Annotated in this window: 21 protein-coding genes and 1 tRNA gene; 17 read left to right on the forward strand and 5 right to left on the reverse strand. The window is 39.8% G+C overall.

From position 1 onward, the window contains the following. Nucleotides 1-2: 2 nt before the first annotated feature. The 15 genes from DK924_RS02290 to DK924_RS02360 all read left to right on the forward strand — a co-directional run bounded on the left by DK924_RS02290 (nt 3) and on the right by DK924_RS02360 (nt 13103). Entirely contained in the window at nt 3-812 is an 810-nt protein-coding gene (locus DK924_RS02290; RefSeq protein ID WP_109874246.1) for a sulfite exporter TauE/SafE family protein, read from the forward strand. A 12-nt stretch (nt 813-824) separates the two neighbouring features. Next, complete coding sequence (lgt, locus tag DK924_RS02295; protein WP_055013228.1) at nt 825-1628, forward strand: prolipoprotein diacylglyceryl transferase; 804 nt, start codon at nt 825-827, stop codon at nt 1626-1628. A 13-nt stretch (nt 1629-1641) separates the two neighbouring features. Continuing rightward, nucleotides 1642-2493: a thymidylate synthase gene (locus DK924_RS02300; protein ID WP_010387816.1), complete on the forward strand. Its 852-nt coding sequence runs from the start codon at nt 1642-1644 to the stop codon at nt 2491-2493. 17 nt (nt 2494-2510) lie between these two features. Continuing rightward, a complete protein-coding gene (gene galU / locus DK924_RS02305; RefSeq protein ID WP_010387817.1) occupies nt 2511-3389 on the forward strand; it encodes a UTP--glucose-1-phosphate uridylyltransferase GalU in 879 nt (292 codons plus the stop codon). 277 nt (nt 3390-3666) lie between these two features. Next, nucleotides 3667-4518: an SPOR domain-containing protein gene (locus tag DK924_RS02310; protein ID WP_109874247.1), complete on the forward strand. Its 852-nt coding sequence runs from the start codon at nt 3667-3669 to the stop codon at nt 4516-4518. 65 nt (nt 4519-4583) lie between these two features. Next, complete coding sequence (locus tag DK924_RS02315; RefSeq protein ID WP_109874248.1) at nt 4584-5180, forward strand: SPOR domain-containing protein; 597 nt, start codon at nt 4584-4586, stop codon at nt 5178-5180. 136 nt (nt 5181-5316) lie between these two features. Beyond that, nucleotides 5317-5907, forward strand: coding sequence for a DUF4402 domain-containing protein (locus DK924_RS02320; protein ID WP_109874249.1), 591 nt, complete (start codon nt 5317-5319; stop codon nt 5905-5907). Between the two features lie 37 nt (nt 5908-5944). After that, complete coding sequence (locus tag DK924_RS02325; protein ID WP_109874250.1) at nt 5945-6394, forward strand: DUF4402 domain-containing protein; 450 nt, start codon at nt 5945-5947, stop codon at nt 6392-6394. 21 nt (nt 6395-6415) lie between these two features. Continuing rightward, a complete protein-coding gene (locus DK924_RS02330; protein WP_109874251.1) occupies nt 6416-7240 on the forward strand; it encodes a molecular chaperone in 825 nt (274 codons plus the stop codon). Between the two features lie 33 nt (nt 7241-7273). Next, nucleotides 7274-10234, forward strand: coding sequence for an MSCRAMM family adhesin SdrC (locus tag DK924_RS02335; protein WP_258306398.1), 2961 nt, complete (start codon nt 7274-7276; stop codon nt 10232-10234). 18 nt (nt 10235-10252) lie between these two features. Continuing rightward, the gene (locus DK924_RS02340; protein WP_109874253.1) at nt 10253-10909 is read left to right on the forward strand and encodes an SPOR domain-containing protein; all 657 of its coding nucleotides are present in this window, start codon (nt 10253-10255) and stop codon (nt 10907-10909) included. 67 nt (nt 10910-10976) lie between these two features. Next, nucleotides 10977-11570, forward strand: coding sequence for a FlgO family outer membrane protein (locus DK924_RS02345; RefSeq protein ID WP_010387831.1), 594 nt, complete (start codon nt 10977-10979; stop codon nt 11568-11570). A 12-nt stretch (nt 11571-11582) separates the two neighbouring features. Next, entirely contained in the window at nt 11583-12260 is a 678-nt protein-coding gene (locus tag DK924_RS02350) for a FlgO family outer membrane protein (protein WP_109874254.1), read from the forward strand. A gap of 10 nt (nt 12261-12270) precedes the next feature. Next, on the forward strand, nt 12271-12933 hold the full coding sequence (locus tag DK924_RS02355) for a FlgO family outer membrane protein (protein ID WP_109874255.1): 663 nt from the start codon (nt 12271-12273) through the stop codon (nt 12931-12933). 95 nt (nt 12934-13028) lie between these two features. Continuing rightward, nucleotides 13029-13103, forward strand: a tRNA-Arg gene (locus DK924_RS02360). Nucleotides 13104-13446: 343 nt separating this feature from the next. On the opposite strand, the gene DK924_RS02365 is transcribed toward DK924_RS02360, so the two are convergent. The 4 genes from DK924_RS02365 to DK924_RS02380 all read right to left on the reverse strand — a co-directional run bounded on the left by DK924_RS02365 (nt 13447) and on the right by DK924_RS02380 (nt 17430). Further along, entirely contained in the window at nt 13447-13851 is a 405-nt protein-coding gene (locus tag DK924_RS02365) for a DUF1801 domain-containing protein (RefSeq protein WP_109874256.1), read from the reverse strand. A gap of 282 nt (nt 13852-14133) precedes the next feature. Continuing rightward, complete coding sequence (locus tag DK924_RS02370; RefSeq protein ID WP_054201740.1) at nt 14134-15066, reverse strand: exopolyphosphatase; 933 nt, start codon at nt 15064-15066, stop codon at nt 14134-14136. A 132-nt stretch (nt 15067-15198) separates the two neighbouring features. After that, nucleotides 15199-16647: a dihydrolipoyl dehydrogenase gene (locus DK924_RS02375; RefSeq protein ID WP_109874257.1), complete on the reverse strand. Its 1449-nt coding sequence runs from the start codon at nt 16645-16647 to the stop codon at nt 15199-15201. A 54-nt stretch (nt 16648-16701) separates the two neighbouring features. After that, nucleotides 16702-17430: a glutathione peroxidase gene (locus DK924_RS02380; RefSeq protein WP_008466566.1), complete on the reverse strand. Its 729-nt coding sequence runs from the start codon at nt 17428-17430 to the stop codon at nt 16702-16704. A gap of 113 nt (nt 17431-17543) precedes the next feature. Between DK924_RS02380 and DK924_RS02385 the strand changes: the two genes are divergently transcribed. After that, entirely contained in the window at nt 17544-18443 is a 900-nt protein-coding gene (locus DK924_RS02385; RefSeq protein ID WP_109874258.1) for a LysR substrate-binding domain-containing protein, read from the forward strand. Here the strand turns inward: DK924_RS02385 and DK924_RS02390 are convergent. Beyond that, nucleotides 18440-19627, reverse strand: a complete 1188-nt coding sequence (locus DK924_RS02390) for a flagellar assembly protein T N-terminal domain-containing protein (protein WP_075169690.1) — start codon at nt 19625-19627, stop codon at nt 18440-18442. The genes DK924_RS02385 and DK924_RS02390 overlap by 4 nt on opposite strands. A 139-nt stretch (nt 19628-19766) precedes the next feature. Between DK924_RS02390 and DK924_RS02395 the strand changes: the two genes are divergently transcribed. Next, nucleotides 19767-20225, forward strand: coding sequence for an LPP20 family lipoprotein (locus DK924_RS02395; RefSeq protein ID WP_010387855.1), 459 nt, complete (start codon nt 19767-19769; stop codon nt 20223-20225). The last annotated feature ends 34 nt before the right edge of the window (nt 20226-20259 follow it).

Consider the following 20259-nt stretch of genomic DNA (forward strand, 5'->3'; position numbering starts at 1 on the left):
CTATGTATGAACTAGGACTTCTAGTTGCAAGTTGTGCGCTGTTAGGCTGCATTGTTGGTTTTTTAGCAGGGTTACTAGGCATAGGCGGTGGTTTAATCATTGTGCCAGTGCTAAGTAGTTTGCTACTTAGTTTTGACGTTGCCGCTGCTGATCATGTGTTAGTTATCGCCATTGCAACATCTTTAGCCTCTATTTTATTTACTTCTACCTCTTCAGCGTTGGCTCATCATAAAAATGATAATGTGCCTTGGGAAATTGCTCCTTGGGTTATGTCGGGCGTGGCCATTGGTGCATTGGTAAGTGGCTTTGCTGCCAGCTTTATCCCTGAGAAAATGTTAAAAACGGTGTTTGCCGTCAGTGTAGTTTTTATTGCAATGAGAATGGTACTTTCTGCTCGTAATAAAGTGAGCGCAGAACACCCTTTGCCCGCAGGCCCCGTGCTAGCTAGTGTTAGTTCGTTAATGGGGGCTTTGTCTGGATTAATTGGCATTGGTGGCGGTGCATTACTTGTGCCTATGTTGCATTATTTTTCGGTTGATATTAAAAAGGCAATTGGTTGCGCTGCTGCATGTGGTATTGTAATTGCCTTTTTTGGGTCTATCGGTTACATCAGCGCTGGGTGGCATGTAACGGACTTAGCGCATGGTTTTATGGGGTTTGTATATTTACCTGCTTTATTTGGGATTGTTGTTACCTCATGGTTTATAGCGCCTATTGGGGCTAAGGCAACACATTACTTACCTGTGAATACAATTAAGAAAGTTTTCGCGATGTTACTGGTTTTCATCGCTATTAAAATGGTTTTTAGCTAAAGGTTTATTTTTATGGCACTGGAGTTTCCTCAAATTGATCCAATAATATTTTCTGTTGGACCACTTAGCGTTCGTTGGTATGGGTTAATGTACTTAATTGGTTTTGCGTTTGCGATGTGGTTTGCTAATCGTCAAGCTAAAAAACCAGGGTCGGGTTGGACTAAAGACGAAGTCAGTGATTTACTCTTTTACGGCATGCTGGGCGTTATATTAGGTGGTCGTGTTGGATATGTTCTGTTTTATCAATTTAGTTATTTTATCGAAAACCCCTTATATTTATTTAGAATCGATCAGGGTGGTATGTCGTTTCATGGCGGCACACTTGGGGTGATCACTGCGATTGCTATTTTTGCTTACAAGCGTAAAAAGTCCTTATTGCAAGTCGGTGACTTTGTAGCGCCTTTAGTGCCAGTTGGTTTACTTGCCGGGCGTATAGGTAACTTTATTAACGGCGAATTATGGGGCCGCACTACCGATGTTCCATGGGCAATGGTATTTCCAACTGGAGGCCCGCTTGCACGCCACCCATCACAACTTTACGAAGCTTTTTTTGAAGGTCTAGTATTGTTTGTCATATTATTGTGGTTTATTAAGCGTCCTCGTCCTGCGGGAAGTGTGTCAGGTTTGTTTTTACTGGGTTACGGCGTATTTAGGTTTGGTATTGAGTATTTTCGCCAACCCGATGCGCAATTGGGGTTATTTGCCGACTTCATTTCAATGGGGCAAATTCTATCGTTACCTATGATCATTGGCGGGTTAGGCTTACTTATTTGGGCCTATAAACAACCACAATCGCAAACAGCGGCAAAAGTTTAAAAGAAGAAGTTAGATGAAACAATATTTAGAATTATGTCAGCGCATTGTTGACCAAGGACAATGGGTTGAAAATAAACGTACCGGTACACGTTGTTTAACGGTTATAAACGCTGATTTAGAATACGATGTGGCGAATAATCAGTTCCCTATGATCACCACTCGAAAGAGCTATTACAAAGCGGCTATTGCTGAATTGTTAGGTTATTTAAGAGGCTATGACAGTGCTGAGCAGTTTCGTAGTATAGGCTGTAAAACCTGGGATGCTAACGCCAATGAAAATAGTGCCTGGCTCAATAATCCTAACCGTAAAGGTGAGGATGATATGGGGCGCGTTTATGGCGTTCAAGGACGTGGCTGGCAACGCCCTGATGGTTCAACACTGGATCAACTGGCAAAGGTCATTAATAATTTAAAAAATGGCATAGATGATCGCGGCGAAATTATTACATTTTACAACCCTGGTGAATTTGAACTTGGTTGCTTGCGCCCATGTATGCACACACATACCTTTTCATTATTGGGCGACACCCTGTATTTAACCTCATATCAACGCAGTTGTGATGTTCCATTGGGGCTTAATTTTAATCAAATTCAATGTTTTGTATTGCTTGCATTAGTTGCTCAAATTACCGGCCATAAAGCGGGTAAGGCATATCATAAAATTACCAATGCTCATATTTATGAAAACCAGCTCGATTTAATGCGAGATGTGCAGTTAAAGCGTGAGCCATTTGCTTCTCCCCAATTAAAAATCAACCCAGAGATTAAATCACTCGAAGATATAGAAACATGGGTAACACGTGATGACTTTGAGGTGGTTGGCTATCAATGCCATGAAGCGATTCAGTACCCATTTTCAGTTTAAAAAATAAGGAGAGCATAATGAAAGCAGTGATCCCTGTAGCGGGCCTTGGAACACGTATGTTACCGGCCACTAAAGCAATTCCAAAAGAAATGCTGCCAGTTGTAGACCGTCCACTAATTCAATACGTTGTGAGCGAAGCCGTTGCCGCTGGCATTAAAGAGATAGTGTTAGTAACGCATTCGAGTAAAAACTCAATTGAAAACCATTTCGATACTAGCTTTGAATTAGAGGCTACGTTAGAGAAACGTGTAAAGCGGCAATTACTTGCCGAAATACAGTCTATTTGCCCTAACGACGTGACGATTATTCATGTGCGTCAAGGTGAGGCAAAAGGGTTAGGTCATGCTATTAACTGTGCTGCCCCTATTATAGGGGATGAACCTTTTGTGGTTATTTTACCTGACGTTATTATCGATGAAGTGGAAAGTGATTTAACAAAAGATAATTTAGCGGAAATGATCACTCGTTTTGAGCAAAGTAAACACAGTCAAATTATGGTTGAACCAGTTCCTAAAGATGACGTAGATAAATTTGGTGTTGTTGATTTAGGTGATGTTGAGTTAAACCAAGGTGAAAGCTCACCCATTAAGAGTATGGTAGAAAAGCCACCCGTTGACGAGGCACCTTCAAACCTTGCTGTGGTTGGTCGTTACGTGTTGAGTAAAAATATTTGGCCATTATTAGCTAAAACACCACAAGGTGCTGGTGATGAGATTCAGCTAACAGATGCAATTGCGATGCTTATGCAAAACGAAAAAGTAGACGCTTATGCTATCAAAGGCCGAAGCCATGATTGTGGTAGTAAAATTGGTTATTTGAAGGCGACGATTGAATTTGCCTTACGCCGCGATGAATTTGCTGATGAGCTTAAGACCTTTATTAAAACGTTAATCTAATCAGTTCTTTATTTATTTAAAGCGCCTATATGGCGCTTTTTTTTTGATTGTAAAGTCGCTTTTTCAGGACTTTAATTATAACTATTTTTGCAGTTATACAGACAGATCTGGGTTTGTAATGTAAGCTTTATGTTAACTAAAGTTGTTTTGTAGTTAACGTTCTTTATTAGGCCAATTGTAAATTGGCTCAATTTAGCGATCTAAACTGTTGAAAGAGAAACAATCAATGTGTGAATGCAGCATAAAGTATCACCGATATTTAGTTATAGCGTTACTCATGTTAATTGGGAGTGGCTGTACTATATCGCCAGATAAAACTACGTTAAATGAACAAGTTAAAGATTCTCCTGAATATGTAACCATTACCGCACTTGAGCTTGCACAGCTAAAAGATGCCGCTTTGCAATGGCAACAGGCGCGCTCTGGTATTGAGCGGCTATTAAAATTAGAACGCGAGCTTACATATTTAGTTGATAATTTAGATATTATTAATAGTAAAGCAATAGCGCAATCAAATCAGGCTGTTAGCAATCGCTATGCACGCTCATCAATTAAGGCTAATACATCGCCAAACCTCAGGTATGGTAATAACTACGCAAGCACGTCAGATAAAGTTGAGCGCCCAAAGCAAAGATATAGTAATCGCTACGCAAAACCAACTAATAGGGACGCTCTACAAAATCAGCGATACAACAGTCGCCATGCAAGTGTGCCTAAAAAAATGATTACAGCCCCTCCAAAAAGTTACAGTAACCGCTCTGTTCGTTCATCAGTAAAAACTATTAATCCAAGGATGAATAAAAAGGTCGCTTCTAAAATATCGAAGGCAACAAAAGTGGCAATGGTTGATACTAATAGAAAGGTATTTGCTTTGCAGGTAGCTTCGCTTGATTCAGAAGAGAGTGTTGCTAAGCAGTGGAAGAAAATTAATAGAAAAGCGGCGCCTCTATTCAGAGATAAAATTACTACTAACGTGGAAAAAGCCAAGGTCAATAATAAAACCTATTACCGATTAAAGTTAGGTGAATACTATAACTTTAAAAGTGCTGAGGATGATTGTGAGGTATTTAAATTTTATAAAGTTGATTGCTTTGTGAGTAACTACACTGACAAACCAATTAGATTATAAATTATTTATTTGGCGCTTTTATTGCATAATAGCTAGAGCTAGTTTTTTGTAATAGGTGCTTTAAAGTGAAACTTCGTTTAATAATATTACTAATACCCTTTGCATTAGCTGGTTGTAGCAACCAGCTAATGCCCGCCGACTCACAAAGCGACAAGCTTGTGCGTGAAAAAGATATAAAACCTTACTTAGAGCAATGGGATAACAACAAAGAGCAAATAGCGCGTTTAAGCACCATGGAAGAGGACTTATCATTACTGATTCAAGCTCTTTCTGCACAAACAGATATTGATACCGTACCTGAGCCGTTGAAAGAGAAGGTAAAACGTGTTGAATATGGCTCTAAGCAATCTTTACAACTCTCATCAGAAACTGCCTTAGCCGATAACACTATCAGTACAAACAAAGCAATTTACGGTGTGCAAATTGGACGTTATTTAGTTTCTAACGGAGCCAAAAGGCAAGTACAGCGACTAAAAGAGCAATATCCTCAATTGAACAGTATTTTACAATACCGCATTAATGAGCAACAAAAGGAATCAACAACGTTTTATAGTGTTGTAGCAGGCCCGCTAAAAAATCAACAGCAAGCAGCGCAGCTGTGTTTATTTTTTTATAAGATGGGTAATAAATGTACCTTAGCGTCATTTTTAGAGGATGTTTAAGGTTTTTTACGTTTATTTTTGCATCCTGTTATTATAAATCAAAATAAAGTAAATATTTTCTAACTTTTTAGTGATTTTGGCCGATACTTAACATAACCTGACTGACAGGTTTATACTTTATATCTAAGGGAAAACTATGAACAAAATATTTACTAAAGCAGCATTAGCTGCATCAATGGCTGTTCTTTCTTTCGGCGCTGCAGCTGAATCAGTTTCGTTTCAAGCAGGTGTTACAGTTCAAAATGCTTTTACCTTGACTAACGATTCGGCACTAGATTTTGGAACAATTCGTGCCTCAGCAGATTTAACAACAACTGAAACAGCTACCCTTGTGTTAGCTGCAAACCCAGCGACCTCACCTACAACAGCTTCTACATCGATTGCAGATGCTGAAATCGCAATTTTAGTACCAGGTGCACCAGCCGCTTTTTCTGTTTCTGGCGTGTCACCTTTCGGTTCACTGACAATTACAAATCCGACAGAAACTGCTATTTCACCTGATGCAGCACCTGCTGGTACTGCAGCATTTACTTTGGGTACTCCAACGTATTATGTGCTAACTGGCGCGACGCCTAACAGTGCTGCTACAACGACCATTCAGGTAGACGCAAATGGTGAAGCGACATTTAATGTTGGTGCTACATTAACGACAGATGCCACTACACCTACGAGTGATTACATTGATGGCACTTACAGTGGCTCATTCACATTAGAATTAAACTATTAATGAGCAAAGCCTGCTTTATTATAAAGCAGGTTATTTTATGAAATTAATTTTATTCATTCTAGCAGCTTTCTTAACCTTCAGTTCGTACGCGCAGGTAACACCACTTGAGCAATTGAACTTTGGTAAAATTGTTATTAGTGATAATCAAAGTGTTAGCTCTATAACTTTGTTGCCAAGTAATACAAATACCTTAACCAATAAGATATATTTACTTGAAAAAGGCCATGCAGCTGAATTGTTGCTTGAAGGATACCCTGCACGTATCCAGGTAAACGTGAGTGACTTTGTAAGCGACCAACCTTTAAATAACATTTTCGGTGGTGCATCACTGATTTTAAATCAACTCATATACAATGCGACCATTACAACCGATACCACAGGGACTGCGTTATTGAGAGTTGGGGGGCAATTGAGTACCTCAGGTGACGGCAATACTTATAAAGATGGCATCTTTGATACTACAATTGAAGTGACGCTAAATTATTAGACAACTAGAGATGTTGATTAAATGACAATAATAAAAACTTTTTTTATCTTAGTAAGCTTTATTTTAATTAGCTTTCATTCTTATGCAAACTTACTTATTTCTCCAACAAGAATCAATTTTGATGAGCGCCAACGTGTTGCTAAAGTCATTGTTGTTAATAACTCTAATGAACCCAAAACTTATAGGTTGGAGTGGCAAGATAAAGTCGCTCTAGCTGGGGGAGGGTATGCTAATTTAGCGGCTGATCAAGAAAGTTTATCTTCACTTAAAAATATGGTTAGGATCAGCCCATCGCAAGTTAGATTAGCGCCAGGAGAAAGGCAAATAGTTAAGCTTGCTATTCGAAAGCCGAAAGGTTTAGCAGAGCAGGAATACCGCTCTCATCTAGCCTTTAAAGCACTCCCTAATGAAGCTCAAAGTCAGCAACAGAGACTAGGCATCAAGGTAAACTTACTCTTAAGCTACACTATTCCCGTTATTTTGCGAAAAGGTGCTGAAAAACCTAATGTTAATATTAGCAATTTACAGCTTATACATAGCCCAGAAAAAAAAGCGCTTGAGATTGAAATTAAGCGAGAGGGGGGCTTTAGCTCTTTTGGCAAGTTAGAAGTTTTCTTTAAGCAAAAAGGAACGGATACAGAGAAAAAGATCGCTATGTTAAACGATTTTAGTATTTACCCTGAGCTAAAAACAACAACGGCGACGATACCAATTTTTACAGATCAAAATATCCCGAAAAATGGCGAAATTCGCGTCATTTATACAGGGCTTAAAGAATATCGCGATACTATTTTTAGTGAAAAGGTTGCGCCAATTAATAATGCAATTATCGGTAACTTGAAATAGGCGATGTATTACTTTAAGCGCTTAAAGTGGTTGTTGATCATTTTTTTATCAATTGATCCATTATTAGCAGCAGAGCCTGACACTCAGGCCATTCTTGCTAGCATAAAAAAAATAGATAAAAAATGGCAGCAATACAACACTGATCAAGCTGCAAATGAAAGAACAGAGCTTGAGCTTAATGTGCAGCAAGGTGAGGGCATCCCCGAAGGGGAGTTATTATTTTTTTCATCGTTCGTGAAAAAAAATTACTTGGGTGAAATGCTCGGGGTGAAAAGTAAAACAGGTGTATTAATAGATTTATTAAGTTTTTCAGAAAGCCTGGATTTTGCTATCGATATAAATAGCGATGACCTTATTGCTCAAGGGTGGTTTATTCGTGAAGATAATCAGTTTTATCTAGACCTAAATACAAACACAGCACAAATTAACGGCGCTAGATATTCATTTAACAGCCAACAAGCTTATGCTGATAACGGCGATATGTTTGTTGATAGTAACTTGCTAGCGCAGTGGTTTTCGTTAGATATTGATATTGAATATTCAGCACTTGAGCTATATGTAAGCTCCCCTACCAAATTACCTATAGAATTAAAACGCGAAAGAGAGCAGCGAGAAACTGTAACTAATAGAGAGTCACGTCAAGCAATATTACCGTGGAAGGCCAGTCCATACAGTGCAATTTCATCTCCTCTTGCTGATGTGCAGCTTAGTGCAACCAAGAGTAATACGGATTCAGCGATAGGGTACTCTGTATTAGGGTCAAATGACTTAGCCTATTTTAATGCTCAGTATTTTTTTGCAGGGCGAAAACAAGATTTACTATCAGATTCAAGATTATCATTTAGCCGTCAAAGTAAAGATGCACGGTTATTAGGTCCCTTAAATGCGACAACTGTTCAATTTGGAGATGTATTAGCAACTCAAGTCGGTAAACAATTTAATAGTAGTTACGCCAGAGGAGTAAAAGTTGATAACAAACCACTTTTTAAACAGGTTAATAGTAATCAAATTAATTTAACGGGTGCTATTCAACCAGGGTGGGATGTTGAGTTATACCGTAATGATGTACTGCTAGCGCAGCAGTTTAGTTTAGCTGATGGGCGTTATTTATTTGAAGATATTGATTTATTGTTTGGTGCTAATAATTTTGAGCTGATCTTTTATGGCCCACAAGGGCAAGTAGAGCGAAAAACAGAGCAATATTTTATAGATGGTAATAGTTTGTCAGCAGATGAGTCGTTCTATGAGTTGTCAATTACTGAGCAAGGTGAGCAGTTATTTAATCAATCACTTTATTCGACAGAGGGCAAAGGTTGGCAGCTAGCAGGCCGTTATGAAACGGGGTTAACTGATTATTTATCGGTTTATGCTGGTACATCAATATTAAATAGTAATTCGGGTGATAATGTTAACAATTATGCTTTTGGTTCGAACCTAAGTATATTTGATAAAGTATTACTTAATCTAGATTATGAAAAAAATAATAACGATGAAGACAAGCTAGAGGTAGCTGCTAGAGGTGAGTTAATTGGTCAATCGGTACGTTTAAGCCTGTCTCAAAACAATGAAAAGATAGTTGGTGATTCGCAGACAGCGAAAGTTGAAAGTTATCAACTATATGCGGCAGGAAAGTTGTTTGATAAATCATTTGGAAGTTTGAGTTATCAAAATACGCTCGCCTATAACAACAGAGAGTTTAGCGACTCATATTTAAGTGTTGATAATACCTTATCTTATAATTTAGGCGGCACCGTTGTTAGTAACAACTTAATTTGGCGAAAATTTGATTCTTTAGACGATGCAACAACACTTGGCAGCATGCGTCTTCAACATCGATTTGGTAAAACATACACTCGTTTTAGTGTTGACTACAGCGCAGACTCTGGTTCAACTATACTGGGTTACCAAGCAGAATTAAGCCGTAGTTTATCTCAGAATTTACAATCTGAATTCACACTAAGAAACTCCCGTATAAATGATTTAGTTTCTATGGAGTTGGGTCTAAATTGGCAAAGCGATAGTTTTAGCTTAAATAGCACAATGAGTTACGACGATGATGATAATTGGCGGCTAGGTTTATTTAGTCGCTTTAGTATTGGTTTTGATACGAACACTGACGAGTACTTTTTAAGTAAAAGAAGCCTCGCAAACTCTGGCACTTTAATGGTTAGAGTCTTTCTTGATTCAAATAATAACAATATTCAAGATGACGGAGAAAAGGGAATTGAAGGCGTTAAGGTAAAAGGAGTTCAAAACTATCGCCGAGCGGTAACTAACGAAAATGGTTTAGCGATTCTTAAAGGAATGCCAGCAAATAGAACCACCGATATAGTGATTGAGTCTGGTAGTATTAATGAGCCTTTTTTAGTTGCCGCCAATGATGGCTTTTCTATTACACCGCGTGCCGGCTTTGTTGAATATATGGAAGTGCCGCTTAATAACAGTAGTGAATTAGAGGGAACTGTTTACAAACAAGATGAGCAAGGCAGCACTGAAGTACAGCCTTTTGCCACCGTAAAATTACTCGACAAACAAGGCAAGCAAGTGGCACAAACACAGGCTGCTTACGATGGTTATTATTTGTTTACCGATTTACGCCCTGGCGAATATAAAGCGGTTATAGATGATGAATTTAAGCAACGTAAGTCTTTAAAAGATACGCAACAGGTGGTGGTTAAATTACCAGCGCAAGGTGAAGTAGTAATGGGCGTTGACTTTGAGCTTAAAGAAAAAACACAAACTCCAGCGTATATTGCTAATGCGGGTGGGTTTTCATCATTGCCAATTATGAAAGCGTATTATCAATTAATTAAACGTCATTTAAATGAGCAATCAAAGCGCGATGCTTTTTATATCAAAGACGAAAAACAAAAACGGTATATTTTAGCTGTTGCTTATGCCGAGTCTGCGCAAGGGGAACTTGAACAAGTATGTGCAGAATTAAAAGTAAAAGGCTTGAACTGCCAAGTCCAAGCGCAACTTATTAGCCACTAATAACAATAAGGTTTAACCATGCAATATGCTAATTTATATAAACGCTACTCAATACTAATTGCCTGTATTGCTGCTCTTTTTATATCAGGATGCAGCACCCCTCAAAATGCAGAATCACCTAAGCCAATGCAAGCGAGTGCCAACCTTTCTGAGGAAGAGTTGGCGCAGCTCAAAGCATCGTCTCAGCAGTGGCAAGCAGCCAAAGCAGGTGTTGAGCGTTTATTAGTGATTGAACAAGATCTAAAGCTATTAATAAGCCAATTAAATGCGGTAGCAAAACAAGGTTCTGCATCAACAAATACGCCTGAAGTACCAACAGCTAAAGCTTCGGCTGAAACGGTAGCACCAAAAGTTGCACAAAAAGCTAAAGTAGCAGCGAATACAGCTGATGAAAAACAAGCCGTTAAAGCCTTGTTTGCCTTACAAGTTGCAGCCGTTACCGACAAAGAGCGACTTAGCCAAAGTTTAAATCAAATAAAAGCCAGCGCATCTTCGTTATTTCAGGGCGAATTTGTGGCGAATGTAGAGGCTATTAACGTGAGTGGCATGACTTACTACCGTTTAAAGCTTGGAGCTTATCAAAAGCAAGCCAATGCCGCTGCTGATTGCGATAGACTTAAACAGCGCCAAATCAACTGCATTGTGAGCCATTACACCCAACAGCCATTAAAATAAATATGCATCTAGGGTATTAGGCATAATAATTGCTTTGTAACTATTATGTTTTTAGAGGATGGCAACTATGCGCCTTTTGTTACCCTTACTATTATTAAATTTAGCGGGCTGTAGCTTAACACCCCAGCCAAAGCCAAGTATAAGCACTGATGCGCCTAAAGCGGTCATGGCACCCTATACGCTCAACCAGTACGTAAATAGCTTGAGTGCCCAGCTAAGCCATATCAAAGAGCCTTTTAAAAGCACCGCTTCAATCGCGGTCAGCAGCTTTTATTTAGCCAATGCTTTGGATTCACAAATTGCCCAAGGGCAAGGGACAGGGCTTAGTCAGCAAGTTCAAGAAAGCTTAATAACCCAATTTACTCAGTTAGGGTACAACACAGTTGAATACCGGCTTGAAAACCAGCTTAACTTATCAGCAAGGGCTGACTCAGTGTTAAGCCGTAGTACCAGTAACTTAAAGCAGCGTCAGATTATTGACTTTGTGATCACCGGTACTTTAACCCGTCAAGAACATGCTTATATTGTTAATGCTCGCATGGTAAATATGCAAACTAATCAGATTGTATCTGCCGCAAGCACTGAAATTCCCATCAATGTGATGTGGAGCAATGAAAAAATACAGCAGCGCGGTGACTATATTTACCGCAGTGAATATTAATTAGGAGCACACATGAAACGCCTACTATTAACTTTATGTTTGCCACTGGGCTTTGGTTGTTCACAAATGACAAACCATAGTGACACGCAAATTACCGACGATGCGCCTATGTTTTTTGAGCAACGCCCTGTAGCTGCACCAACAAATACTGATTCGCTTTATCAAAATAAAGCCGCAGTGATGAATAAAAACAAACAAGTAAATACGCCAACCCGTAAAAATATTAATCATTATGTGCGTGGCATCATGCAAGACATGGCTGAAAACTTACAGTATGTAAATACTAAAACGCCATTGGCGGTATCAAGCTTTGTTTTTTTAGACCGTGACTACAACAATGCTAACTTAGTAGGTAACCAAATCGCAGAGAGTTTTATGCACGAACTGCATAATTTTGGTGTGCCGGTCATTGATTTTAAAACCACCGATTATATGCGCGTAACGCTTGGCGGCGATTTTGTTTTTAGTCGCGACTACTTAGAGCTTAACCAAGAACAAAACTTTAGTTACGTATTAGCGGGTACGCTAGTAAACCACCAAGGCGGCATATTAGTAAATGCACGAATTGTTGGCTTAGCAAGTAAAGCGGTTGTAGGCTCTGCGCAGGGCTTTATTCCGCAATCAGTTATTGATGCGCTAAATAGCAGCAACAGTGCTGATGGCATCATGCTAAAACAAGCGAGTAAGTGAGAGGTTTACCATGGTTAACTTAGCTAAACGCTCGGCTTTAATTAGCATAAGTGCGTTATCAATATTTATTTCAGGTTGTAATTTAATGGGTGGGGCACCTAAAGCTGAGTCTGAGCAAACGGTCGTTAGTGATCTTGATTTTAATCAGATCATGGCGCAAATGCAGCGCAATGACGAGCAAGAACAATACGCCGATACAACGCAATTTAACCCAAACAAGCATCATAAAAGTTTAGTTAACTACGTAGAGCAAATGGCACTTGATTTAACCGACACTATGCAAGTAGCCCCGCAAGATGCAGCGATTGCAGTCACCTCGTTCGTTGATTTAGACGCAAGTTTAACTACAGCAAGCCAGTTAGGTAATCAGTTATCAGAAACCTTCATACATCAGCTGCAAAAATTTGGTTATAGCGCGGTTGATTTTAAAACAGCCAATTTAATTACCGTTAATGATCAAGGCGACTTTGCATTTACCCGCAACACTCGCAAGCTTGCAGGTACGAATATAGCAAGCCATGTTTTATCGGGTACATTAATTTACCGTGCAGATGGGGTTGTTATTAACGCTCGCGTGATAAATATTGAAAATAAACGCCTTGCTGCCAGCAGCCGAACATTTATACCGCTTTACGTATTAAATAAAGAAGATATATATTTATCAAGTAATTAACTTAATTTGATACTTGATATAAAAAACCAGATGCCGTTATAATTTTCGTAAGCTGTAAGCTGTAAGCTGTAAGCTGTAAGCTGTAAGCTCGATGTGGCCTCTTAGTTAAATGGATATAACGGCCCCCTCCTAAGGGGCAGTTGCAGGTTCGATTCCTGCAGGGGCTACCAATAAAATCAATGAGTTATGTTCTTTCTTTGTTTCTATATCAACTCTATGTAGTATATTTGTAGCAATGTCAGCTTTGTGCCGTTCGGATAAAAAGTGAATTTGAAAGCTTGTTGGGTGGCGCCTTCGGCTTAACCAACCTACATTTTGGCGTAGGTCGGATAAGTGGCGGAGCCACGCCATCCGACAAAAATGATAAATTTACCAGAGACAACTGCCTTACACTGTAAGTTAAACCACTCTATACCGACTATCGGCTGAGTGCTAATTGCGGACATTATTAACGCTAAGCTAACGGGTAGTGACCGAAAGGTGCGGGTTTAGTACCTTATATGTGATTACCTATTACGCGCCTAAAAGTGGCAAATGCTTTCGCTGCTGATAGGTTAAAGCTAGCTCTAAGCAGTTCTTGATTTCCGCCTCAGGCAACGAACTCGATAAACTTAATACGATTGCTCTATTACCTTGAAATTCGAGTGTGTCATTGTGCAGCTCTCTAAATGTATCGATTAACTTAGTTTGGCAGTTGAAGAACAAGTAGTATTGGTTTGGCGATTTCAACTTCCAATCAGTTCTAATTGGGCTGCCTGTTTTTACACTATAACTATGCTCACCCCATTTCAGTGACTCTTCGACTTCACCTAGATCCAAATCGGATGCAAGCTTGAGGATTAAAGTTCGTAACTCCTCAAGTCGTAGCCGAACTTTTTCGGGATATTCTTCGAAGCGATTTTTGACTACCTCGTCCATTGAAAGCTCCTATTCATATAACAACTTTATCAGAGGACATTTTCCCTATTCTAGCGCGAAAACGTCCATATCTCATGAGCTTCTATTATTATTTTAGCTTATCTGAGCGTATAAAAAAGAGGAAAGTTTTCTTCTTTCTTACTAAGTAAATGACAACTCACCTCAATGTCCGGTTATCGCTCAAAGAAGCCCTCCATTAAATTCTGCATAATAAAAAAGCGAGCTATCAATTAACCCGCTTTATAAAGTACTTTGTCGAACCCCGAACCCCGAGGCTATAACTCAGCCATCACTAGTGATCGTAGCAATCAGCTCGCTCAATACCTGCTCAGCTTTGTCAGTTTCTACTTGGCAAGTACCGGCATTTAAATGGCCGCCGCCACCGTACTTAAGGCATAACTCGCCAACATTAGTATTGGAGCTGCGGTTGGTGATTGATTTACCAATGGCGTACACCACGTTTTGCTTTTTAAGCCCCCACATTTTATGTATTGAGATATTACATTCGGGGAACATGGCGTAAATAACGAAGCGGTTAGTAGCGTAAATGGTTTCTTCTTCGGTTAAATTGAGTACCACTAAGTTGTCGTGTACTGATGAGCAGCGGTCTATTTGCTCTTTAGCTTGTGCGTTGTGCTCGTGGTATAACGCAACACGCTCGGCAACATCTTCCATTGCTAGTATTTGTTCTATGCTGTGATCTTTACAGGCGTCAATTAACTTCATCATTAACTGATAATTAGAAATTTTGAATTCACGAAAACGGCCAAGCCCTGTGCGCGCATCCATAATAAAGTTCATCAGCACCCAATCTGTTGGGTTTAAAATTTCGTCTTTTGAAAATTGTGCAGAATCCCCTTTATCAACCGCTTCCATCATGTCAGTTGAAATATTAGGGAATTTCTCTGCACCGCCATAATAATCGTATACAACGCGTGCTGCAGAGGGCGCATCTGGGTCAATAATATGGTTTTTAATATCGCTTTCGTTACGAACGGTTTCACTCAAGTGATGATCAAACGCAATATGACAACCTGCAACATAGGGGAGGTTAGTGGTAATGTCGTTGCTGGTAATGGCTATTTTACCGTCTTGCATGTCTTTTGGATGCACAAATAAAATATCGTCGATTAAATCTAAATCTTTAAGTAATACGGCACACACTAGGCCGTCAAAATCGCTTCGAGTGACAAGTCTATATTTATTATTGCTCATTTTCGGTCCGTTTTGTTTGTTTATTAATCTGAGTGTAGCAGTTTAAACTCCATTTTATATACCAGTTTTTAACATAAAAAAAGCCAAAACAATGGTTTTGGCTTTTAGTAGCAAGTGTGTATTAGTGATGTGTTATGCGCCTGGGCCACATTCCATACAATGGTTAATAATGTCTGGGCCAAATTTTAATTTAGCGTTTAAATCACGCAGTGCAGTGCGCAGGCCTTCTTCAATAACAGGGTGATAAAAAGGCATATCTAGCATTTGCGGTACAGTCATTTTGTTTTGTACAGCCCATGCTAATAAGTGAGCAATGTGCTCTGCTTGTGGGCCTATAAATTCAGCACCTAAAAATAAGCCTGTGCCGTGCTCGGCATACACACGCATGTGACCTTTGTTTTTTAGCATAACGCGGCTACGACCTTGGTTTTCAAAGCTGACTTCGCCTATTTCAAAGCAATCACAGCTGCCTAATCGTTGGCTAATTTCTTTAAAGCTTTCACCAACCATGGCTATTTGTGGGTCGCTAAACACAGCGGCAATTTTAGCGCGGCGTAAACCCGCACGTACATGAGGGTAGCGGCCTGCGTTTTGCCCTGCGATTGTTCCTTGATCGGATGCTTCGTGAAGCAAAGGGATCATGTTACTAGCATCGCCAGCAATAAATATGTGGGAGTTGCCACATTGCATAGTGTGGGCATCAGCGAGTGGTACGCCACGTTCATCAAGCTCTATGCCGGTGTTTTCTAACCCTAGTTTATCGGTGTTAGGTACTCGCCCGGTTGCAGCCAGAACATAGTCAAACTGCTCGGTGTGTTTAACACCTTGTTTGTCGGTATAGGTTAGCTCTGCTTTATTACCTACTTGTTTCATATCTGAAACGTTTGAGTCGGTATCAACATAAAATTCTTCTGCGAATACGGTATTAGCGTAATCTTTAACTACTGGGTCGGTTAATGGGCCTATGGCACCACCTACACCAAAGAGTTTTACCTTTACCCCTAATCTATGCAACGCTTGGCCAATTTCAAGGCCTATAACGCCTGGGCCAAATACGGCTACTGATTCTGGTAAATCATCCCAGTCGAATACATCGTCATTAATAATCAGTCGGTCGCCAAAGTTATTAAATACGCCAGGGTAAGATGGGCGTGAACCTGTTGCTATTACAAAGCGTTTAGCAGTGATGATAGTGTGCTCATCTATTTGCACGCGGTTGGCGTCTAAAAACTGTGCATAGCCACGAATTTTATCTTCGCTAGGTATTTCATCTACGGCTTCTACTACGAATCCTGCAAAGCGATCGCGCTCACTTTTAACTCGTGCCATAACGGCTTTACCGTCAATAACCGGTTTTGAGCTGTGAACTCCAAAGGCAGGTGCCATTTCTATTGAGTGCGCGGCTTCTGCTGCAGCAATCAATAACTTACTTGGCATGCAACCAACACGTGCGCAGGTTGTACCGTATGGGCCTGATTCAATCATAAGTACGTTTTGAGTAAATTGTTTTGCATTACGGTAGGCACTTAAACCAGCGGTACCTGCACCTATAACAACAACGTCGGTTTGCAATTCTTTCATAGTGTTTTTCCTTTAATAAACAGGGGCGTTGCAGCCCCTGTTTTATTTACTTAATTAAGCAAAGTATTTTTCTAAATCGTCTGAGCCACCAATGTGCTTACCACCAATAAATACTTGTGGTACGGTTTCACGGCCCGATACCGCTTTAAGGCTGGTAAGTGATGCGCCAGCACCCATTACGATTTCTTCAAAAGCAAAGCCTTTAGCTGTAAGTAGCTCTTTTGCTTTTTTACAGAAAGGACAGCCAGGCTTAGTAAATAGAGTAACCGCTTCTGGTTTTACTTGAGTTGGGTTGATGTAATCAAGCATAGTGTCGGCGTCTGATACTTCAAACGGGTCGCCTGGTAAATCTGGTTCGATGAACATCTTCTCTACTACGCCATCTTTAACCAGCATAGAGTATCTCCAGCTGCGCTTACCAAAACCTAAATCGTTTTTATCAACTAGCATACCCATGCCGTCAGTAAATTCGCCGTTACCATCTGGTAGTAAGGTAATGTTTTGCGCTTCTTGATGTTCAGCCCATGCGTTCATTACAAAGGTATCGTTTACTGATACACAAACAATGTCGTCAACGCCATTTTGTTTAAGTACACCAGCTAACTCGTTGTAGCGTGGTAGGTGAGTTGATGAACACGTTGGTGTAAATGCACCAGGTAGTGAAAACACAACGACTGTTTTGCCTTTAAAAATGTCATCAGTAGTTACTGATTTCCATTCGTCGTTTTGACGCGTTGCAAATGTAACGTTAGGGATTGTTTGACCTTCAATATTGTTTAACATGTTTTTAGTTCCTCTTGATTTGTTAATAGCCATTATGGCGAACAATTAAATATAGTTCCAATCGTTTGTTTGTATTAAACTGATAGGTATAAGCTATCAGGTTGAGTGTGAATATGAACTTAAAAGATTTAGAATATGTAAAAGCCGTTGCGCATTTTAAACATTTTCGCAAAGCGGCTGATGCCTGCTTTGTAAGCCAGCCTACCTTAAGTGGGCAAATTAAAAAGCTGGAACAAGAATTAGGGGTTATATTATTTGACCGTTCAACTAAGCACGTTACCTTAACAACCCAAGGTGAACGTTTGTTGACACAAATCAACCTTATATTAGAGCAAACTCAAATATTAAAAGAACTGGCTGCTACTTCTAACCAACCGTTACAGGGCAAACTAAGTATTGGCATTATTCCTACTATTGCTCCGTATTTATTACCTACGCTGCTTACATCAATGAAAGCGGCATTTCCTCAAAGCCAGTTTTCGTTTACTGAAATGCAAACTTCTACCATTTTAGCTGCGCTGGACAGTGGCGAGGTGGATTTTGCAATTTTAGCGGATGTGCCTGAACTAAAAAATTACCATACGATTAATGTATATAAAGAAGATTTTTTAGTTGCGGTATCTGCTGATAACGGTTTAGCTGTAAATAAAAAGGTAGCACTGCAAGATCTTCAAGGCAGTAACCTATTAATGTTAAGTGATGGGCATTGCTTTAAAGATCAAGCTCAGCAGTTTTGTTTTTCGGCAGGAGTGGATGTTTCTAGCCAGTACCAAGGCAACAGCTTAGAAACCTTACTAGCGCTGGTGGCAATGGACGATGGGGTTACGTTTGTGCCAAAACTTGCTGCAATACCCCGAGAGGGAATTCATTATTTGCCTATTTTTCCTAATCAGCAACGTAATATTGTATTAGCCTGTCGAAAGCATTACCCGCATTTATCTGGGGTTGAGCAGTTAGCAGATTGGTTAAGCGCTCACGATAATTTAAAAGTTAAGCTAGCCCAAGTACTTTAGGGCGTTGCAACTTCCACAATATCGTTAATTTGTACGCCCGGTAAAGGCTGATCATTAATACTGACGGCAATGGCGCTATGCTGATATAGCTGCTCTACACGAATACGGTTCAAAGTGGTTATAGTATGCGGCATGGTGTTGCCTTGCGCGTCTGTTAAATAATTATGATGAGCAATACTCAGCTGTTGGCCTTTTTCTAAGCCATGTGCCTTTCCTAAATTAATGACGAGTTTATTATTTTCCATGTGCATAATTTTGCCTTGGGTGGGTAGACACGCCATGGCTGCTTGCAAATCGTAACTTAGGGTTTGGTTTATCTCACTAATACTTTGACCAAAAGGTGACTGCCAAAAACGATTACTGTTTACATCAATAATAGCTGTTTTTTCAAATGGCCAGATAGCTTGGCTTTGATAGCTTTGTTGCCACAAGGGCTCATAAGTAGTGCCATTAAATAAACTAAACTCTATTCGGTAGTGACGCTGATAGCTTTCATCTTGCCAAAATGCATAGTCGCTATTGAGTTTATCGCTGGTGGATAAACTGGTAATTTGGCTCAGTAGCACATATTGTGCGTTACTGCGCGATGAAATTTCCTCTAACTGGCTGTTAGAGTAGTCATGTTGTTGATTAAAATAGGTATCGACTTTTATCGCTTTATTGAAATAGGCAACCGGTATAGCACTCATTTTTGATTTTTGCAGTGACGTGTAGATGTTTTTGCTTACTGCTTTATTAATGTCAAATATTTGACCCATTCTCGCTTGTTCGCGATTTGTTAATTGACTTTGCGTCACAGCTATAAATTTATTGAAGTTGCTTTGCGGGCATTGCTCGGTTTGTGCAAAAATATCTAGGCGTAAGGTAATCGCAAATTCATCATTGCTGCGGTTTTCGCTAACGAGCTCTATTTTTTGAATTTCGCCTTGGCTACTTATTTTTAGCTGATCTTGGGTTAAAACACCATCAACAAGTGTTTGCACCGAGCTCACCCGCGCACCAGAGAATACAAGGGCTTGGGTAATCGCATCTTTTATTGCAGCGGCCTTTGCACCGGGAATGTCGCTATTTTGAATAACCGCATGGCCTGTAGACTCATACCACTGAGCGTGGGTAAAAGGTGAAAACGTTAATACAGCAGTGGTGCTTAATCCTGCCAATACTGCTTTTAAAAACGACTTCATACTCTTACTCCAATTAAACGTTAGCGTTAATGAGTCTCAGCAAGTAATGTACCACTATTATTTGTTGTTACAGAATATAGGTATCACTGGCATTAAACGTGCATAACTGAGTTTAATTAGTTTTTAAAGGCCCTGTATGATGCGAGTAATGCCATTAATGATCACATTAGGCTGCTTAACGTTAAGCGGTTGTAGCAATATATTTGATAAGCACGTTGAATATAAATATGTTGAGCCAAATAATTACCCTGTATTAAAAGCAATAGGGTACGCGCCCATTAGTTTGCAGTCGGGAAGTAATGACACTCAAAAACAGCTTATGGCGATTAAGGCCTCAAAGCTCGAGGCTTATCGCGAACTAACAGAGCAAGTATACGGGCAAAAAATTACCGCAGGTACAACGGTCGCAGGCTCGGTTGCCCAAGATGATTATTTACAAAGCAAAGTACAAGGTATTATTAAAGGCGCACAAATTATAAAAACATATGCCGTTAATGATATGTATATAACCGAGCTTGAGCTTAATATGAAACGCGTGCACGACTTGTACATAGGTGAGATAAAACCACGGGAAGTAAAAAAAGTCACTTATTACTAAGCGACAAATCATTACCCATAAAAAACGCCTAAAC

It is taken from the genome of Pseudoalteromonas sp. meg-B1 (assembly GCF_003173795.1).
GTDB classification, from domain to species: domain Bacteria; phylum Pseudomonadota; class Gammaproteobacteria; order Enterobacterales; family Alteromonadaceae; genus Pseudoalteromonas; species Pseudoalteromonas undina.

Bases quoted from the DNA above. Each gene is read 5' to 3' on its own strand.
- DK924_RS02290 (WP_109874246.1), top strand. From the start codon at position 3: ATGTATGAACTAGGACTTCTAGTTGCAAGTTGTGCGCTGTTAGGCTGC.
- lgt (WP_055013228.1), top strand. From the start codon at position 825: ATGGCACTGGAGTTTCCTCAAATTGATCCAATAATATTTTCTGTTGGA.
- DK924_RS02300 (WP_010387816.1), top strand. From the start codon at position 1,642: ATGAAACAATATTTAGAATTATGTCAGCGCATTGTTGACCAAGGACAA.
- galU (WP_010387817.1), top strand. From the start codon at position 2,511: ATGAAAGCAGTGATCCCTGTAGCGGGCCTTGGAACACGTATGTTACCG.
- DK924_RS02310 (WP_109874247.1), top strand. From the start codon at position 3,667: ATGTTAATTGGGAGTGGCTGTACTATATCGCCAGATAAAACTACGTTA.
- DK924_RS02320 (WP_109874249.1), top strand. From the start codon at position 5,317: ATGAACAAAATATTTACTAAAGCAGCATTAGCTGCATCAATGGCTGTT.
- DK924_RS02325 (WP_109874250.1), top strand. From the start codon at position 5,945: ATGAAATTAATTTTATTCATTCTAGCAGCTTTCTTAACCTTCAGTTCG.
- DK924_RS02330 (WP_109874251.1), top strand. From the start codon at position 6,416: ATGACAATAATAAAAACTTTTTTTATCTTAGTAAGCTTTATTTTAATT.
- DK924_RS02340 (WP_109874253.1), top strand. From the start codon at position 10,253: ATGCAATATGCTAATTTATATAAACGCTACTCAATACTAATTGCCTGT.
- DK924_RS02345 (WP_010387831.1), top strand. From the start codon at position 10,977: ATGCGCCTTTTGTTACCCTTACTATTATTAAATTTAGCGGGCTGTAGC.
- DK924_RS02350 (WP_109874254.1), top strand. From the start codon at position 11,583: ATGAAACGCCTACTATTAACTTTATGTTTGCCACTGGGCTTTGGTTGT.
- DK924_RS02355 (WP_109874255.1), top strand. From the start codon at position 12,271: ATGGTTAACTTAGCTAAACGCTCGGCTTTAATTAGCATAAGTGCGTTA.
- DK924_RS02365 (WP_109874256.1), bottom strand. From the start codon at position 13,851: ATGGACGAGGTAGTCAAAAATCGCTTCGAAGAATATCCCGAAAAAGTT.
- DK924_RS02370 (WP_054201740.1), bottom strand. From the start codon at position 15,066: ATGAGCAATAATAAATATAGACTTGTCACTCGAAGCGATTTTGACGGC.
- DK924_RS02375 (WP_109874257.1), bottom strand. From the start codon at position 16,647: ATGAAAGAATTGCAAACCGACGTTGTTGTTATAGGTGCAGGTACCGCT.
- DK924_RS02380 (WP_008466566.1), bottom strand. From the start codon at position 17,430: ATGTTAAACAATATTGAAGGTCAAACAATCCCTAACGTTACATTTGCA.
- DK924_RS02385 (WP_109874258.1), top strand. From the start codon at position 17,544: ATGAACTTAAAAGATTTAGAATATGTAAAAGCCGTTGCGCATTTTAAA.
- DK924_RS02390 (WP_075169690.1), bottom strand. From the start codon at position 19,627: ATGAAGTCGTTTTTAAAAGCAGTATTGGCAGGATTAAGCACCACTGCT.
- DK924_RS02395 (WP_010387855.1), top strand. From the start codon at position 19,767: ATGCGAGTAATGCCATTAATGATCACATTAGGCTGCTTAACGTTAAGC.